We start from the raw sequence: 17,866 nt of genomic DNA on the forward strand, positions 1-17,866 counted from the left end.
GACCACTCAGGGGTTGTGCGCCTCTTCGGGGTGCACTGTTTCGCAGGAGCGTGCGTACCATTCCCACGCTGCGGTGCCGCACAGCACGCCCGTTGCCAGCGCGGATACTGCGAGCGCGGGCAGTTCACTCGCCGGCAGCCATGCGCCGCCGAGTACCACCAGACCGACCACGTGTGCCGGACGCAACCGCCCGAAGATCGCCCACTTGAACAACAGGTTGCCCAGCATATACAACGCCGCGCTACCCAGCACCGCCAGCGTCGTCCCTTCATGCGCTTGGCCCACCGGATGCGCCAGCACAAACTCATCGGCCACTGCCCCGACGATGATGCCGGCCACCAGCACCACGTGGATGTAGGTGTAGGCCAGCCGTGCGAGCCGGCCCGGATCCGCCGAATCCGCCATGGTGCGCGCGCCGCGCTCGGCAATCCTGTCGAAATACAGCCACCACATCGCCAGGCTGCCGATGAACGACATCGCCATCGCCGCGATGTTTTGTGCGGTCCAGTCAAGCCCTGCAAACGTGGACCCCGTGACCAGCACCGATTCGCCCAGCGCGATGATGATGAACAGCGAGCAGCGCTCGGCCATGTGGCCGCCTTCCACGTTCCAATCGTTGGTGGTGGAGCGGCCGAGGCCCGGCGTGTAGAAGCCTATCGATGGCCCAAGCCATTCGATGGCCAGCGCGATGATCCAGCACGCCCAGCGCAAGTAACCGTCGGACAGGCCGCCTGCCAGCCACAGCACTGCAGAGATGCCGAGCCACGTGCCGATGCGCTGGAAGTTGCGCCGCATGAGCAGCGACTCGCCGCGCACGGCCCACAGGAAGAACAGCGTGCGGCCGAGCTGCATGAACACATAGGCAAGCGCAAACGCCAATCCGCGCGAGCCGAACGCCTGCGGCAGCGAGGCCGAGAGCAGCAGCCCGCCCGTCATCAGCACGAGCATCAGCATGCGGATGGCGAGCTTGTCCGGATCGAGCCAGTTGGTCACCCACGACGTGAAGATCCACACCCACCACACCGCCAGCATCAGCAGCAGCGCCTGTGCGCCGCCTTGCAGCGTGAAGTTGCCGATCAGCAGGTGCGAGAGCTGCGTCACCGCAAACACGAACACCAGATCGAAGAACAGCTCGATGTTGGTGACGCGGTGGTGGCTATGGGCCCCTTCGGGCGCGGGGCGGAGGTAACTGCGGGGCATTGGGTGTCCTCGGTGCGGCCTTGGGGGGCGATCAGGCCGAATGCATGCCGAGCGTGAGCGTGCCTGCGCCCACCATCACCGCGCCGCCCGCGTAGCCGAAGCGGCGCTGTGCGGCCACGCTCGTCAGGCGCTTGGCGAGCAGCTTGGCGGCCAGCGCGTACATCGACGCATTGGCGGCGGCCAGGATGACGAAGGTCGGCAGCAGGATCGCACTCTGCGAGAGGAAGGTCTGCTCGGCCGACATGAACTGCGGCACGAAGGCGACGAAGAAGACGATGCTCTTGGGGTTCAGTGCGGTGACCGTCCAGGCCGACAGGAAGCGGCGGCCCGCGGACTTCCGCTGCACGGGGAGGGTGGCCTCGGGCGCGTCCGCCTGTACGTCGTCCTGCAGACGGCGTGCGCTGAGAATGGACTTGATGCCCAGATAGACGAGGTACGAACCGCCGATGAGCTTGAGCGCCGTGAAGGCCGTGGCCGAAGCAGCCAGCAGCGCCCCCGCACCGGCAAGGGAAACCGCCATGGCGGTCGTGTCGCCTGCCGCCACGCCGGCAACGGTGCTCCACGCCGAGCGGCCACGGTTGGCCAGCGAATCACCAATCACCAAAAGGATGGTCGGGCCGGGGATGAGCAGGATGATGATGCTGGCGCCGATGAAGGCCAGCCAGGTTTGGAGGGTCATGGGGTGGCTCGCTGTGTTGTTGGGGGGTGGGGAGACAGTTATCCATGAAAAAAATGGGGCGTCAAATGGGGTGGGTGTTTTTTGTCTTTGGTTTTTGGGTTGGTGGTCCGCCCCCCTTTCGTTCCCTGCCGGGACCGACTCACTTTTCTTTGTCTTGCCAAAGAAAAGTAAGCAAAAGAAAGGCGCGCCCGAGATGGCGACTTCCCCTTGAATTTGTGTGACCGGGCGGGGAAGGAGGCAAACTCGCTTCGCTCAGACAGGCCTCCTTCCTTTTTCCGCCCGCTCACAAAAATTCAAGGCGCCATCAAGGGCTCAACGTCAAAAGAGAAAGGCCAACCCGTCGCGAGGTTGGCCTTGTCGTTTGGGTCGGCACCCAGATGGTTCGGCTGTTGTCCTTTGACTTTCCTGCCCTAGATGGCGCCTTCAATTTTTGTAAGCGGGCGGAAAAAAGGCGGGGAACTGTCTGAGCGCAGCGAGTTTTCCCCGCCTCCGCACGGTTACGGAAATTGAAGGAATCTTTCGCCATCTCGGGCGCGCATTTCTTTGCTTACTTTCTTTGGGCAAGACCAAAGAAAGTGAGTCAGCCCCGGCAGGGGATGAAACAAGGGGCGCACCACCAAGGCAAAAAACAACCCAAAAAACCTACCCATGCCTCCGCGCCGCCAACCCCACCCCACTCACCAACAACACCGCAGCCGCCACTTCAAGCCCATGTGGCCATCGTGCCTCATAGATAAACCCATACAAGAGCGCGAACACCGTCTCGAACACAATCAACTGCCCCGACAGCGTCAACGGCAACTTGCGGCTGGCTGCATTCCACAGGCTGTTCCCGAGCACAGACGCCCCCAGCGCCACGCCCATATTCACCAGCCAGAACATCCCCCATGCCGATGCGGGCTGCGCAGAAGCCGTCGCCATGCCGGGCAGCAAGAACGCCGGCACGGCCAGTGCCAGTGACAGCACCCCAGTCGCAACGCCCGTCAACAGCGACCACTCCCGGCTCGTGAACTGCGGCCGCGCGCGCAGGTACCGCGCATTGCACACCGCATACACCGTCCAGCACGCCAGCGCACCCGCTGCCATCAACAGCCCGATGAAATAGGTTCTGCCGCCGGCATTCGAATGTACGTCGGGCGCATCCAGATAAATGCACACCACGCCCGCGACGGCCATCAGCAAAGGCAGGGCCAGCTGGCGCAGGGGCAGGCTGCCGCGTTCAGCGGCGCCGGCCAGCGTGACCGTCACGGGCAACAGCCCGACGATGAGCGACACCGGCGCCACGCCTGCGCGCTGCACACCACCGGCCACGCACAGGTAGTAAAGGATGTTGCCCGGCAGCGATAGCAACAGCAGCGCCACCCAATCCCGCCGCGTCGTCTTGCGCCACAGCGTGCGCCACACCGGCAGCGCCAGTACGAGCGAGAGCACCCCGTACAGCACATAGCGCGCCGCTGAAAGCGCCAGCGGCGAGAACTGCGGCAGCATTTTCGGCGCGACGAAGATGACGCCCCACAGCGCGCCGGCCGCGACGCCGTAGCCGATGCCCGTGAGGTGGTCGCGCCGCGCATCGTGCTGATTGTGATGCAGCTGTGTTGCAGTGGAGGTGTCGCCAACAGCCATGGAGCGCCTGTCCGAAAAGATCAATCGAACCGGCACTCTGCGCGCGCGCGTGCCGCGCGTCTTGGCGAAGACGGCTGCGCTTTGGCAAAAACGGAAACCGCCCGGGCTAGCGGCGCACCGCCGCCGGCGTGATGCCGTGCGCGGCCTTGAGGTGGCGCGTGAGCGCGCTTTGGTCGTAATAGCCGGTGCGCGCGGCGATCTCGGCGATGGGCAGGGCGGTGGTTTCCAGCAGCGTCAATGCATGCCACAGCCGTACCTGGGCCAGATGCGCATGCAGCGTGGTGCCGTAGGCGGCGCGAAACAGCGTGGCGAGGTGGCGCGCGCTGACGCCCGCTTCTGTGGCAAGCGCATCGACCGTGAGCGGCTCCGCGTAGCGGTGTTCGATGGCATGCCATGCGCGCTCGGCACGTGCATCGGGGCGTGCGCGGATCTGCGTCGACTGGTTGGCCGGATGCGCCGCCAGCGTTGCCAGCGCGAGTGACGACCACGCAGTGGCCAGCACCGTGTCGACGATGGGCGCGTCCTGCAGCCATGTCGTCAGTGCGCGCAGGCCTGGCGTGAGCGGAAAGAACACGCGATCGGCCAGGCCGCCCAGGCTGGGGGCGTCCGCGGTTTGCCCGGGAATGTCGAACACGATGAAGCGGTTGGCGCCCGTGGCTTCAAACGCATGTGTAGCGCCGGCCGGAATGAGCGCGGCGTGGTGCGTGTCGACACGGCCGCCGCGGCCGTCGACGTCCATCTCGAGGATGCCGCGTGCGGGCATCACGACCTGCATGAAGTCGTGCGAGTGTGGGGGCGCGGCGAGGCCGTAAGTGCGGAAGTCCAGCATGGTGCCGCCGAGAATAGCACCGGCACCCGTCCAAAAAAATACCCGGCCACAGATCGTCTGCGCCGGGTCTCGGAACTTTCACGGAAAGAGGATCCGTGAGAAGAGGAACAGGCGCATCGTGCGCCGCCCGCATGACAGCGGCATGTCAGCGGCGCCTGCGTCCTCATTCCTCCTGGATCGTCACCTTGTTCGGATAGAACGCCAGATAGCCGGCCACTTCACGCGCGACGGGCTTGGGCTGTTCGTACGTCCAGACGGCGTTGTCGGCGCGTACATCGCCGGCCACGATGGTGTAGTACGACGCATCGCCCTTGTACGGGCAATGGGTGTGATGCTGCGTGCGCTCCAGCAGGTTCATCTGCACATCGTCGCGCGGGATGTACTGCACCGGCGGGTACGATGCCTCGCGCAGCGTGCGCGCCAGGTGCGTGCTGGCAATGGTGAAACCATTGAGCGTTACGGTCACGCGGCGCGGGTTGGACTCGACGGTGATGGGGTGATTCGGATCGATATCGGGCATGCGGCACTCCTGCAGTTGAGCGAGGGAAGACGCTGTCACTGTAGCAAGCGCCGCGCGCGCCTTCTGTCGCCGTCCCTGCTTACCAGTGCGTTTCCGATTCCGGCGTGGACGAGACGCGGTGGATCGCCAGGTCGGCCCCCATGAATTCGGCCTCGCGATCCAGGCGCAGCCCCACGAGCTTGCGTAGCGTGCCGTACACCACCGTGCCGCCGATCAGCGCAATGGCAATGCCGCCTGCCGTGCCCGCCAGCTGCGCCCAGAACGACACGCCGCCCAGGCCGCCCAGCGCCTTCAGGCCGAAGATGCCGGCCGCGATGCCGCCCCACGCGCCGCACAGCCCATGCAGCGGCCACACGCCGAGCACGTCGTCGATGCGCCAGACGTTCTGCACGCGCGTGAACATCCAGACAAACAGCACGCCCGCGATGCCGCCCACGGCCAGCGCGCCCAGCGGGTGCATCACGTCGGAGCCGGCGCACACGGCCACCAGGCCGGCCAGCGGCCCGTTGTACGAGAAGCCCGGGTCGTTCTTGCCCATCCACCACGCGGTGAGCGTGCCGCCCACCATGGCCATCAGCGAATTGATGGCGACCAGGCCGCTCATCTTGTCGAGCGTCTGCGCGCTCATCACGTTGAAGCCGAACCAGCCCACCGCCAGCACCCAGGCGCCGGCGGCCAGGAACGGGATGTTCGACGGCGGATGCGCAGCGATGCGGCCGTCGTCCTTGTAGCGGCCGTGGCGGGCGCCCAGCAGCAACACCGCCGGCAGCGCGATCCAGCCGCCCACAGCGTGCACGACCACCGAGCCGGCGAAGTCATGGAACTCCGCGCCCGTCACGCTTTGCAGCCAGTGTTGGATGCCGAAGCGCTCGTTCCAGGCGATGCCTTCAAAAAACGGGTAGACGAAACCGACCAGCACGAAAGTCGCCGCCAGTTGCGGCTCGAAGCGCGAACGCTCTGCAATGCCGCCCGAGATGATGGCCGGGATGGCCGCCGCAAACGTCAGCAGGAAGAAGAACTTCACCAGCTCGTAGCCGTTCTGCTGGGCGAGCACGTCGGCGCCGGTAAAGAAATTGACCCCGTACGCGATCGAATAGCCGATGAAGAAGTACGCGATGGTCGACACGGCAAAGTCGACCAGGATCTTGACCAGCGCATTGACCTGGTTCTTCTTGCGGACGGTGCCCAGCTCAAGGAACGCGAAGCCGGCATGCATGGCCAGCACCATGATCGCGCCCAGCAGGATAAAGAGCGCGTCGCCCCCGGTTTTGATGGAGTTCATTGCGGTTGTCGTGCGGGTTGAGGGTCAGCGCCATCCGGGTGCAGGGTTTGCCCACAAATGACGCAAAAAGCGCCGACAGATGCAAAAGTTGTTCCAACGGTGTGCAAAAAGGTGTCGGGGCGCACCACGGCCGTGCGATCGGGGGTGCCTGCGGGCGACACGCTCGGATTGGCCCGAAAACGGTGCGAAGCTGCCTTGAATTGGTGCGAGCGAGGCGCTCGATGCGCCGTAGTGGTGCGTGCCGGCGTGGGCGGAATTTACGGCTTGGGGCCCGACACGCTCAACGATGCTGCCACGGCGTTCCACAGCGGCTCGTACCGCAGCCGCACGGCGCTGGCCTGCTCGGGCGACGTGGCCGGAGACTGCATGTGCAGCATCAGCAGCGCACCGTCGGTCGGGATCATGAAGACGCGGCCCACCAGCGTGCTGCCTGTGGCGCGCGGGACATGCGGCCCGGGCGATTCGTCGATGTAGCTCGTCCACACGCCGCTGCGCCCGCCGAACGATTGCGTGCCCCAGCCGAGCAGCCGGAAGGGGCCCGCCACCGCTTGCTTGACAGCATCGCGCATCCAGCGCGGTTCGCGGCTGTCGGGAACGGCTTCGAGGTCGCCTTCCGCGGGGCGCACGATCAGTTCCATGCGCGACAGCCCCGAGCCGCCCTGGTTGGCCCACGCGCCGATCGCTACGCGCGCCGGGTCCGGTTTGCGCGGCGGCGTGGGCGGCACGCGCTCCCACGAGAACGGCAGCCGCAGGTTGACGCTGGCGCCGCGCGCGTTCGGCCAGTCGGATAACGTCACGGCCTGCGTAAAGCGGCTGCTCAACTCATCGGCGGGACGGTCGTCGTAGACCACCGCCAGCAGCGTTTGCAGCGTGGCGCGGTCTTGGCTGCCCTCGGCGCGCGCCACCACGCGTTCGGCCAGGGAGTGCGCGGTCTGCGGAGTCTGCGTGGAAATGCCCACGCTCGGCTGGTGGACGTCGAGTGCGCGCTCGATCAGCAGTTGGCGCTCGTCGTCGGATAGCGGAATGCCGGCGATCAGGCGGCGCGTGCGGGCCAGCGCCTGCGGGAAGGTGTTGTCGAATTGGGTCCGGGCACGGATCAGCTCTTCACGCTGGCCAGGGAAGCGCTGGATGGCGCGGTCGAGCGCCTGCGACTGCACCGTCAGGAAGCCAAGCACGCTGATCAGCCCCGGGATGGCGCCGGGCGTGTAGTCCCACGCCAGGGCGTGGCCCGACCACGCCAGCAAGGCAATCAGACACCAGCGCATCGTTGCGCGGCTTGGCATTGGAAGTTCCCCCTATGGCCGGACCCGTTTCCGGCCAGAACGCGACTGTAACGATTTGTTTCGATTGTGTGCAAGCTGGGTGTTGCACCGAGAACGGACCGTTCAGGCCTTCCAATTTGCGCAAATGGCTCGGGCAGTCTGCGCCCCTGTTTAGCGGAATGGCGTGCATCTCACCATGGAGCCACAGGGGTAGACGGGCGAAAACGTCAGTTCCGCGCGGCCCGTTGACGAGTGCGTCAAGCCCGAAAATACTGTCTGTCCGACCCGCTGACCGGCACGCTTCGCCTTGTGCGTCGTACAACACATCCAACGCCGGCGCCCACTTATCGAAGGTGGAGACATGACCGATCTTTCCGCTGCCCGCGCGGCCGATCCCACGCCGGCCAGTGAACCCGGGCCCGCGCGCAACAAGGTGCGCTTCGTGACGGCCACTTCGCTGTTCGATGGACATGACGCGTCGATCAACATCATGCGGCGCATCCTGCAGTCGATGGGCTGCGAGGTGATCCACCTCGGACACAACCGCTCGGTGGACGAGGTGGTGAACGCGGCGCTGCAGGAAGACGTGCAGGGCATTGCCGTGTCCAGCTACCAGGGTGGCCACGTCGAATACTTCAAGTACATGATCGACGCGCTGCGCGCACGCGGCGGCGAGCACATCCAGGTGTTCGGCGGCGGGGGCGGCGTGATCGTCCCGGCGGAGATCCGCGAGCTGCAGGACTATGGTGTCGCGCGCATCTACAGCCCCGAAGACGGCCAGCGCATGGGCCTGGCCGGCATGATTGCTGACATGGTGCAGCGCTGCGACATCGATCTTTCCGTCTATGCGCCCACCACGCTGGAGCCCGTCGCCAACGGCGACCGCCGCGCCCTGGCGCAATTGATCACCGCATTGGAATCGGGCCGGATCGATCCGGCATTGCGCGACGCCGTACGTGCGGCTGCGATGGGGGCGCCGACGCCGGTGCTCGGCATCACGGGCACGGGCGGCGCGGGCAAGTCGTCGCTGACCGATGAGTTGATCCGCCGCTTCCGGCTCGATCAGCAGGACGCGCTGCGCATCGCCGTCATCTCGATCGATCCGTCGCGGCGCAAATCGGGCGGCGCCCTGCTGGGCGACCGCATTCGCATGAACGCGATCAATCATCCGAACATCTTCGTGCGTTCGCTGGCCACGCGCGAGGCCAGCCGCGAAATTTCCGACGCGCTGCCCGACGTGATTGCCGCATGCCGTGCCGCCGGGTTCGATTTCATCATCGTGGAGACCTCGGGCATCGGGCAGGGCGATGCGGCCATCGTGCCGCATGTCGATCTGTCGCTGTACGTAATGACGCCCGAGTTTGGCGCCGCCAGCCAGTTGGAGAAGATCGACATGCTCGACTTTGCCGATCTGGTGGCGATCAACAAGTTCGACCGCAAGGGCGCGCAGGACGCGTGGCGTGACGTCGCCAAGCAGGTGCAGCGCAACCGCGAGCAATGGCATGCCCGCCCAGAAGACATGCCGGTGTTCGGCACGCAGGCTTCGCACTTCAATGACGACGGCGTGACGGCGCTGTATCACGCGCTGGCCGATCGACTGACCGAGCGCGGCATGGCGCTCGCCGAGCGCACGCTGCCACGCCCGGCCGGCAAATGCTCCACCAGCCACGACGCCATCGTGCCGCCCGCGCGCGTGCGCTACCTGGCGGAGCTGGCCGATACCGTGCGCGGCTACCACCGCCGCGTCGACGCGCAAAGCCGCCTCGCGCGCGAGCGCCAGCAGTTGCGCGCCAGCCACCGCATGCTGGAGCAGGCCGGCGCCACGGTGCAGACGCTGTCCGCGCTCGACAAGCAGGCGGCCGAGCGCGACGCGCAACTCGGCGCGGCCGAGCGCAAGCTGCTCGCCATGTGGCCTGACCTGCGCCGCGCGTATTCCGGCGACGAATACGTCGTGAAGATCCGCGACAAGGAAATCCGCACTCAGCTCACGCACACCACGCTCTCGGGCACCACCATCCGCAAGGTCGTGCTGCCGCCGTATGAAGACGACGGTGAAGTGCTGCGCTGGCTGATGCGCGAGAACGTGCCGGGCAGCTTTCCGTATACCGCCGGCGTGTTCGCCTTCAAGCGCGAGAATGAAGACCCGACGCGCATGTTCGCAGGCGAGGGCGATGCCTTTCGCACGAACCGCCGCTTCAAGCTTGTCTCGGAAGGCATGGCCGCCAAGCGGCTGTCGACCGCATTCGACTCCGTCACGCTCTACGGCGAAGACCCGGCGCTGTGCCCCGACATCTACGGCAAGGTCGGCAACTCGGGCGTGTCGATCGCCACGCTCGACGACATGGAAGTGCTGTACGACGGCTTTGACCTGACCAGCCCCGCCACGTCGGTGTCCATGACGATCAACGGCCCCGCGCCGACGATCCTGGCGATGTTCATGAACACCGCCATCGACCAGAACCTCGCCAGGTTCCGTTCGGACAACCAGCGAGAGCCGACGCAGGACGAGGAAGCGAAGATTCGCGCGTGGGTGCTGCAGAACGTACGCGGCACGGTGCAGGCCGACATCCTCAAGGAAGACCAGGGGCAGAACACCTGCATCTTCTCCACTGAGTTTTCGCTCAAGGTGATGGGCGATATCCAGGAATATTTCGTGCACCACCAGGTGCGCAATTTCTACTCGGTGTCGATCTCCGGCTATCACATTGCCGAGGCGGGCGCCAACCCGATCTCGCAACTCGCCTTCACGCTGGCCAACGGTTTCACGTATGTGGAGGCGTACCTCGCGCGCGGCATGCACATCGACGATTTCGCGCCGAACCTGTCGTTCTTCTTCTCCAACGGCATGGACCCGGAGTACAGCGTGCTCGGCCGGGTCGCGCGCCGCATCTGGGCGGTGACGCTGCGCGACAAGTACGGCGCGAATGAGCGCAGCCAGAAGCTGAAGTACCACGTGCAGACCTCGGGCCGATCCCTACACGCGCAGGAGATCGCGTTCAACGATATCCGCACGACGCTGCAGGCGCTGATCGCCATCTACGACAACTGCAACAGCCTGCACACGAATGCCTACGACGAGGCCATCACCACCCCGACGGCCGAATCCGTGCGGCGCGCGCTGGCCATCCAGCTCATCATCAACCGCGAGTGGGGCCTGGCCAAGTGCGAGAACCCGAACCAGGGCAGCTTCATCATCGATGAACTGACGGACCTCGTGGAAGAAGCCGTGCTGCAGGAGTTCGAGCGCATTGCCGAACGCGGCGGGGTGCTGGGGGCGATGGAAACCGGCTACCAGCGCGGCAAGATCCAGGAAGAGTCGATGCTGTATGAGCAGCGCAAGCACGATGGCTCGCTGCCGATCATCGGTGTGAATACGTTTCGCAACCCCGACGCCGAGAGCGTGGTGCCGCCGCACATAGAATTGGCGCGTTCCAGCGAGGAAGAAAAGCAGAGCCAGCTTGCGCGGCTGCAGGATTTTCATGCTCGGCATGCCGGGGAAGCCCCGGCCATGCTGCAGCGCCTGCAGCGCGCGGTGATTGACGATCAGAACGTGTTTGCGGTGCTGATGGACGCGGTGCGGGTTTGCTCGCTGGGGCAGATCACGCATGCGTTGTTTGAGGTGGGGGGGCAGTATCGGCGGAATATGTAGGGGTTTTTGGTTTTTGGTTTTTGATTTTTTTTTTGGTGCGCCCCTTGTTTCATCCCCTGCCGGGGCTGACTCACTTTCTTTGGTCTTGCCCAAAGAAAGTAAGCAAAGAAATGCGCGCCCGAGATGGCGACAGATTCCTTGAATTTATGTCGCAGGGAGGGGAAGGGAAAAACTCGCTTCGCTCAGACAGTTTCCCTTCCTTTTTCCTCCCTGCAACAGAAATTCAAGGCGCCATCTAGGGCAGGAAAGTCAAAGGACAAAAGCCGCACCAACTAAGCGCACGCCCAAACGACAAGGCCAATCTCGCGACGGGTTGGCCTTTTTCTTTTGACGTTAGGCCCTTGATGGCGCCTTGAATTTTTGTGAGCGGGCGGAAAAAAGAGGGAGGCCTGTCTGAGCGCAGCGAGTTTGCCTCCCTCTCCGCCCGGTCACACAAATTCAAGGGGAAGTCGCCATCTCGGGCGCGCCTTTCTTTTGCTTACTTTTCTTTGGCAAGACAAAGAAAAGTGAGTCGGTCCCGGCAGGGAACGAAAGGGGGATGAACCACACCCGCCCGCCGCCAGCGGAGGCAAGAAACATCCACGACACAAAAACAAAACCTACCGCTGCATCACAGCCAGGCCCACCAGAATCCCCACCGGTGGCAACACGCACCAGAACGACAGCGTTGCAAACGCCAGCGCCCCCAGCACCGCCCCGATGGCAAAGCCGGCAAGCGGCGGCACCATCTTGCGCAACCGTGTGCGCGCAACATCCTTCTGCGTGCCGCCCGGCGACAGCAGCTCCACCACATCGATCACGATCTGCGTGGTGTTGCCCGTCATGATCGTCGTGGGGGCGTGTTCCGACAGCACGATGCGCGCCTTGGCGTTCTGCACGCCCATCGCTGCGACGCCGATCAGCCCGACAACAATCGTGGCCGGTGCATCGGCGGACTGAATCGGCAGCGCCATCAGCCCCGCCGCCATGAACGCCAGCAGCAGAACGGCCTGCACAAGCAGCAGCGGCCGCAGCGGCGCCACGCCGCGTCGCGTGAGCGCCGTCACGGCCAGCTTGGTTGCCGCCACGGCCACCACGAACATCGGCAGCGCCAGCAGCTTGGCGAGCACGCCTTGGCCGGAGCCCGCCAACTCCAGGCCGATCATCACGAAGTTGCCAGTCACGTGCGCGGTGAACAGCCCAAACAACGCCGCAAAGCCGACCACATCCACATAGCCGGCCACAAACGCCAGCAGCGTTCCCTGAGCGATCAGGAAACGCGCTGACGCCGGCGTGGCCGTTGCCGCCGTCGCTGTTTCAGAAGGCAAAGCACGAACACCCGAAGGCGCCCCAGAAGCCGCGGAAGTCGGTGGTCGGCACATTGGCCGTGCGCGCTTTCTGGTGCGCGTGGCCATGCACCGAACACGAGCCCACGCACTGGTGCACCTGCTGCTGCATGGGCGCAGCCGGCCGCCAGTGCCCTGGCACGCGCGCGACGGGCGACCACTCCGGCAGCACCGGAATGGGGGGCGGGCCGAATTCGGCAAACTCCGCGGCGCCATAGACGATGCGACCGCCCACCACCGTCAGCACCGATTCGATGGTCTTGATATCGGCCTCGGGCACGCTGAAGAAATCCGCCGACAATGCCGCCAGGTCGGCAAGTTGCCCGACCTTGATCTGCCCCTTGTTGCCTTGGTCTGCGGAGAACCAGGCGCTGCCGTGCGTGTACAGCTCCAGCGCCACTTCGCGCGGGAGCCCTTCCGGATACAGCGCCATGCCGCCCACGGTGCGCCCGCTTGCCAGCCAATACAGCGACGTCCACGGGTTGTAGCTCGACACGCGCGTGGCGTCGGTGCCGGCGCCTACCGGCACGCCTTCGGCCAGCATGCGTTTGATGGGCGGGGTCTGTTCGGCAGCGGCGGCGCCGTAGCGGTCGACAAAGTATTCGCCCTGGAAGGCCATGCGGTCTTGAATGGCGATGCCGCCGCCGAGTGCACGCACGCGTTCGATGTTCTTCGGCGAAATCGTCTCCGCATGGTCGAAGAACCACGGCAGGCCGTTGAAGGGAATGTCGCGGTTCACGCGCTCGAACACATCGAGCATGCGCGAGATCGATTCGTCGTAGGTGGCGTGCAACCGGAACGGCCAGCGCTGCGCGACGAGGTGGCGCACCACCGTTTCCAGCTCCTGCTCCATCGTCTCGGGCAGGTCGGGACGCGGTTGCAGGAAGTCTTCGAAGTCGGCGGCGGAGAAGACCAGCATCTCCCCCGCGCCGTTGTGGCGGAAGAAATCATCGCCCTGGCGGTATTGCACGCTGCCGGTCCAGTTCTTGAAGTCGGCCAGCTCTTCTTTCGGTTTCTGCGTGAACAGGTTGTAGGCGATGCGGATGGTGAGTTGGTTCTGCGCCGACAGCTCGCGGATGACCTCGTAGTCTTCCGGGTAGTTCTGGAAGCCGCCGCCGGCGTCGATGGCGCTCGTCACGCCCAGGCGGTTCAGCTCGCGCATGAACTGGCGCGTGGAGTTGACCTGGTATTCCGGCGGCAGCTTCGGCCCCTTGGCCAGCGTCGCGTACAGGATCATCGCGTTGGGCTTGGCGATCAGCATGCCGGTGGGCTCGCCGGACGCGTCTTGCTGGATTTCGCCGCCCGGTGGGTTGGGCGTGTCCTTGGTGTAGCCGACCTGGCGCAGCGCCGCGCGGTTGAGCAGCGCGCGGTCGTACAGGTGCAGCACGAACACGGGCGTATCGGGCGCGGCCTGGTTCAGCTCTTCGAGCGTGGGCATGCGGCGCTCGGCAAACTGAAATTCCGACCAGCCGCCCACCACGCGCACCCATTGCGGCGACGGCGTGCGCGCGGCCTGCTCCTTGAGCATGCGCATCGCGTCGGCCAGGGAGGGCACGCCTTCCCAGCGCAGCTCGAGGTTGTAGTTCAGCCCGCCCCGGATCAGGTGCAGGTGTGAATCGTTCAAGCCGGGAATGACGGTGCGCCCGCGCAGGTCGATGACCTGGGTGGCGGCGCCGCGCAGGGCCAGCACGGCGGCATCGTCGCCCACGGCAACAAAGCGGCCGTCACGCACGGCGACGGCGCTGGCGGTGGGGCGTTGGCGGTCGACCGTGTGGATGCGGCCGTTGTGCAGGATGAGGTCGGCGGTCATTGCGTCAGTATTTGGGAAACATCGAAAAGCGTCCCGGTCCGGTAATCAGAACGGTGGTGAAGATGATCAGCAGCATCCAGCCGAACTGTCCATCGGCAAGCGACCAGTCGGGATGCACCACCAGCATGGCCACCAGCAACGTGGCGACGATGGGCAGACACGCCAGGCGCGTCAGCACGCCAAGCGCAATCAGCAGCGGACACAGTGTTTCCGACAGGATGGCGAGCAGCAGCGTGGGTGCGGCGCCCATGTGGAATGGGTCTTCAATGCGCGTCAGTTCCTGGCTGTAGTGCAGCACCTTGGGCAGCCCATGCACGGCGATCAGGAGGGCGCTGCCGGTGACGCGCAGGAACAGCAGGCCGGCATGAATGGCAACATTCGCCGCGGTGCCGGCGGGCGCTGCAGCGTGCGAGGGTTCGAGCGACAGGCGTGTCATGGCATCAGCTTGGATTGCGCGGCGTGGTGCTGCCGGATTCGCCGGTGGCGGCAAGATCCGTTGATGCCGTCTCGGGTGGCATTTGGGATGGCGCGCCGGTGATCTTCGGCACGCATTCGTGCCGGAACCACGCCATGGTGATCGGCTCGCCGGCCAGCAGGCGCTGCGCGGCCGGCACGATCTGTTCGCCGATCAGCATGCCAAGCAGCCCGACCAACGCGATGGCCGGTGGCGCCGGCGAGCGGACGTGCAGCAACGCATAGATGACGCCAACCAGCATGCCGACGGCAATGGAGATGAGATAGGGCTTCACGAGGAGGTCTCCAGGATGCCAAGGGCGGCGCCAGCAAACGGCGCCGCCCGTGCCGATCAGGTGCTGAGGAAGGCCAGCAGGTCCGCGTTGACCTTGTCCGCCTCGGTCACGCACATGCCGTGCGAGCCGCCCGGATAGACCTTCAGCGTCCCGTTCTTCACCAGTTCCACGCCCAGCTTGGCCGAATTGTCGATCGGCACGATCTGGTCGTCGTCGCCATGCAGGAACAGCACCGGCACGTCGATCTTCTTCAGGTCTTCGGTGTAGTCGACCTCCGAGAATTCCTTGATGCACAGATACTGGCCGTGAATGCCGCCGGTCATGCCCTGCGCCCAGAAGGCGTCGATGGTGCCCTGCGAGACCTTCACACCCGACCGGTTGAAACCGAAGAACGGCGTGGCGAGATCGCGGTAGAACTGCGAGCGGTTGTCGGACACGCCCTTGCGGATGCCGTCGAATACGTCCATCGGCAAGCCGTTCGGGTTGGCCGCCGTCTTCAGCATGATGGGTGGCACCGCGCCGATCAGCACCGCGCGGGCCACGCGCTTGGTGCCGTGGCGGCCGATGTAGTGCGCGACTTCGCCGCCGCCAGTGGAATGGCCGACCAGGGTGGCACCCTGGATGTCGAGCGCATCGAGCAACGCTGCAAGGTCGTCGGCATAGGTGTCCATGTCGTTGCCCTGCGACGGCTGGTCGGATCGGCCGTGGCCGCGCCGATCATGCGCGATGACACGAAAGCCTTTCTGCACGAGGAACAGCATCTGCGCGTCCCACGCGTCGGCATTGAGCGGCCAGCCGTGCGAGAAGACGACAGGCTTGCCGCTGCCCCAGTCCTTATAAAAGATGCGCGTACCGTCTTGGGTGGTAATCGTTTGCATGGGTATGAGAGAGAGGGTTGTGGCTGATTGAATGGACGACAGGGCGGCGCATGCGGTTGCACATGCGTCGCCCGGCCGGAGCAGCGTCTTCTTTGATGGTGCGCAGCGCGATCAGCTGGCCGCCACGGGAGCCAGCGCCTCGTGCGGCGTCGCCGTGCGTTGCGGGGCCTTGTGCACCATCGTGTAGGCATAGTCCACGCCCATGCCATAGGCGCCGGAGTGTTCCTTGACCAGCTTCATGACCGCGTCATACGTGTCGCGGTGGGCCCAGTCACGCTGCCATTCCAGCAGCACCTGCTGCCACGTCACGGGCACCACGCCTGCCTGGATCATGCGCTGCATGGCGTAGTCGTGCGCGTCCTTCGACGTACCGCCGGAAGCGTCGGCCACCATGTAGATCTCGTAGTCGGCATCGTGCATGGCCGACAGCGCGAAGGTGCAGTTGCACACCTCCGTCCACAGGCCCGCCACAACCACTTTCTTGCGGCCGTTCTTTGCAAGCGCATCGCGGACTTTCTGGTCGTCCCAGGAGTTCATCGACGTACGTTCGAGCAGTTCCTGATCCGGAAACACATCGAGCAGCTCCGGATAGGTGTAACCCGAGAAGCTCTGCGACTCGACGGTCGTAATGATGGTGGGGATGTTGAAGATCTTCGCAGCCTTGGCAAGGCCAACGGTGTTGTTCTTCAGAACCTGACGATCGATCGACTGCACGCCGAAGGCCATTTGCGGCTGGTGGTCGATGAAGATCAATTGACAGTTCTGCGGGGTAAGGACTTCCAGCTTGGGATTCATGGCCGTATCCAGTTTCCGATAGGGAACTACGAGAGGGGATGCTGCAGACCTGTCGCCGCATCGGCGCGGCGCGATCAACGGCCCATCCATGATAGGAAGTTGCGTTCTGGGCGCAACGCCTCAATCGGCGAGTGCAGTTTTTGCGATTGCCGAACAATCGTCGCGACGTTCCGAAACATTGCGCCGGTACCCTGAACCCGCGCGCCGGTCTTGGGATCCGGCGCGCGCGGCCTTCAGCGGATCCAGCCGCGCTCGAGCAAGGGCTTATCCCAGGCCAGCTCGCCAGCATGGTGACTGGCAAGGCAATCGATGAGCGCACAGACCTTGACTGCCTGCCGCTGCGTCGCCGGATACACGGCCGAGAAATGCAGCGGTGTCAGGTCGTAATCGGCCAGCACCGGCACCAGCCGCCCGGCGACCAGATCATCGCTGATGACGAGCGTGGGCAGGCAGGCGATGCCGGCGCTGGTCAGGGCGTAGTCGCGCAGCAGATGCACGGAGTTGGAGCGTACCTGCTCGGGCAGATCCATCGGGGGGAGGGTTTCGCCGTTGCGCGAGAACTCCCAGCGCTTACGTGTGGGGTAGCCGGAATACAGCGCCAGCGAATGCTGCAGCAGATCGGCTGGCTGCTGCGGCAGGCCGTACTCCTCGATGTACGCGGGCGTGGCGCAGAACATGCGCCGCAGCGTGAACAGGCGCCGCTCGATCAGCGAATCGTTGATCGGCGGGAAGATCTGGAACGCCACGTCGAACCCTTCGGCAATCGGGTCGACCACGCTGTCGTCGACCACCACGTCGAGCTGGATATCGGGGTACTGCGCACCGAACCGGGCCAGCGGTTCGGCAAAGTGGCTGAGCGCGTATCCGGGCAGCATGCGGATGCGCAGCTTGCCGGCCGGCGTGGCGCGCAGGCCGCGCATCTGGTCGGTGAGATCCGTCAGCATGCAGACGGCTTCGGCGCATTGCTTGTAGTAGGTTTCGCCCACTTCGGACAGGCGCACATGCCGCGTGCTGCGGTGAAACAACGGCGCTTCAATAAAGCGCTCCAGCTGCTGCACGCGGTTGGTGACCACCGAGTTGGTCACGCCCAACTGCCGGGCGGCTTCGGCAAAGCTGCGCGTTTCTGCCACGCGCACGAAGGCTTCAATACTGAGAAAACGGTCCATTTGCAGCGTCCTTGCGCCGGAGATGAGAGAGCGGCGCGACGCCGGTCATCATACGGCGATCCGGTGGAATGTGACGTAACCGTCAGCAAGGCTTTTCTG

General features: G+C 65.0%; 15 protein-coding genes. 1 reads left to right on the forward strand and 14 read right to left on the reverse strand.

The annotated features are described in order from the left end of the window. Positions 1-6 precede the first annotated feature (6 nt). From N5B55_RS00520 to N5B55_RS00550, 7 genes are all read right to left on the reverse strand, one after another. Positions 7-1,200 (reverse strand): low temperature requirement protein A, encoded by a 1,194-nt coding sequence (locus N5B55_RS00520; protein WP_154206179.1) that lies wholly within the window; start codon positions 1,198-1,200, stop codon positions 7-9. 31 nt (positions 1,201-1,231) lie between these two features. Next, positions 1,232-1,879: a LysE family translocator gene (locus N5B55_RS00525; RefSeq protein ID WP_154206180.1), complete on the reverse strand. Its 648-nt coding sequence runs from the start codon at positions 1,877-1,879 to the stop codon at positions 1,232-1,234. A 642-nt stretch (positions 1,880-2,521) separates the two neighbouring features. Next, on the reverse strand, positions 2,522-3,502 hold the full coding sequence (locus tag N5B55_RS00530; protein ID WP_304538814.1) for a DMT family transporter: 981 nt from the start codon (positions 3,500-3,502) through the stop codon (positions 2,522-2,524). Positions 3,503-3,608: 106 nt separating this feature from the next. Then, positions 3,609-4,331 carry an AraC family transcriptional regulator gene (locus N5B55_RS00535; protein ID WP_304538815.1) on the reverse strand — a complete coding sequence of 241 codons (723 nt, stop codon included), beginning with the start codon at positions 4,329-4,331 and terminating at the stop codon, positions 3,609-3,611. Positions 4,332-4,494: 163 nt separating this feature from the next. After that, positions 4,495-4,851 carry a DUF427 domain-containing protein gene (locus N5B55_RS00540; protein ID WP_012760922.1) on the reverse strand — a complete coding sequence of 119 codons (357 nt, stop codon included), beginning with the start codon at positions 4,849-4,851 and terminating at the stop codon, positions 4,495-4,497. 79 nt (positions 4,852-4,930) lie between these two features. Further along, positions 4,931-6,133, reverse strand: a complete 1,203-nt coding sequence (locus N5B55_RS00545) for an ammonium transporter (protein ID WP_065860194.1) — start codon at positions 6,131-6,133, stop codon at positions 4,931-4,933. 257 nt (positions 6,134-6,390) lie between these two features. Further along, positions 6,391-7,416 (reverse strand): hypothetical protein, encoded by a 1,026-nt coding sequence (locus tag N5B55_RS00550; RefSeq protein ID WP_304538816.1) that lies wholly within the window; start codon positions 7,414-7,416, stop codon positions 6,391-6,393. Positions 7,417-7,756: 340 nt separating this feature from the next. Here N5B55_RS00550 and icmF point away from each other — a divergent pair, with 340 nt between their 5' ends. After that, entirely contained in the window at positions 7,757-11,044 is a 3,288-nt protein-coding gene (icmF, locus tag N5B55_RS00555) for a fused isobutyryl-CoA mutase/GTPase IcmF (RefSeq protein ID WP_304538817.1), read from the forward strand. Positions 11,045-11,643: 599 nt separating this feature from the next. On the opposite strand, the gene N5B55_RS00560 is transcribed toward icmF, so the two are convergent. The 7 genes from N5B55_RS00560 to N5B55_RS00590 all read right to left on the reverse strand — a co-directional run bounded on the left by N5B55_RS00560 (position 11,644) and on the right by N5B55_RS00590 (position 17,767). Beyond that, positions 11,644-12,351 (reverse strand): YoaK family protein, encoded by a 708-nt coding sequence (locus N5B55_RS00560; RefSeq protein WP_304538818.1) that lies wholly within the window; start codon positions 12,349-12,351, stop codon positions 11,644-11,646. Further along, positions 12,341-14,179, reverse strand: coding sequence for an amidohydrolase (locus N5B55_RS00565; protein WP_304538819.1), 1,839 nt, complete (start codon positions 14,177-14,179; stop codon positions 12,341-12,343). Before N5B55_RS00565 ends, N5B55_RS00560 begins: the two co-directional genes overlap by 11 nt. 4 nt (positions 14,180-14,183) lie before the next feature. Next, the gene (locus tag N5B55_RS00570) at positions 14,184-14,615 is read right to left on the reverse strand and encodes a DoxX family protein (RefSeq protein ID WP_304538820.1); all 432 of its coding nucleotides are present in this window, start codon (positions 14,613-14,615) and stop codon (positions 14,184-14,186) included. Between the two features lie 4 nt (positions 14,616-14,619). Beyond that, a complete protein-coding gene (locus N5B55_RS00575; protein WP_065860200.1) occupies positions 14,620-14,928 on the reverse strand; it encodes a XapX domain-containing protein in 309 nt (102 codons plus the stop codon). 56 nt (positions 14,929-14,984) lie between these two features. Continuing rightward, complete coding sequence (locus N5B55_RS00580) at positions 14,985-15,806, reverse strand: alpha/beta fold hydrolase (RefSeq protein ID WP_304538821.1); 822 nt, start codon at positions 15,804-15,806, stop codon at positions 14,985-14,987. Between the two features lie 111 nt (positions 15,807-15,917). Further along, positions 15,918-16,601, reverse strand: a complete 684-nt coding sequence (locus N5B55_RS00585; RefSeq protein WP_304538822.1) for a hydrolase — start codon at positions 16,599-16,601, stop codon at positions 15,918-15,920. A gap of 233 nt (positions 16,602-16,834) precedes the next feature. Next, positions 16,835-17,767 carry a LysR family transcriptional regulator gene (locus tag N5B55_RS00590; RefSeq protein WP_065860203.1) on the reverse strand — a complete coding sequence of 311 codons (933 nt, stop codon included), beginning with the start codon at positions 17,765-17,767 and terminating at the stop codon, positions 16,835-16,837. Positions 17,768-17,866 lie beyond the last annotated feature (99 nt).

The organism is Ralstonia pickettii, assembly GCF_030582395.1.
GTDB lineage: Bacteria > Pseudomonadota > Gammaproteobacteria > Burkholderiales > Burkholderiaceae > Ralstonia > Ralstonia pickettii_D.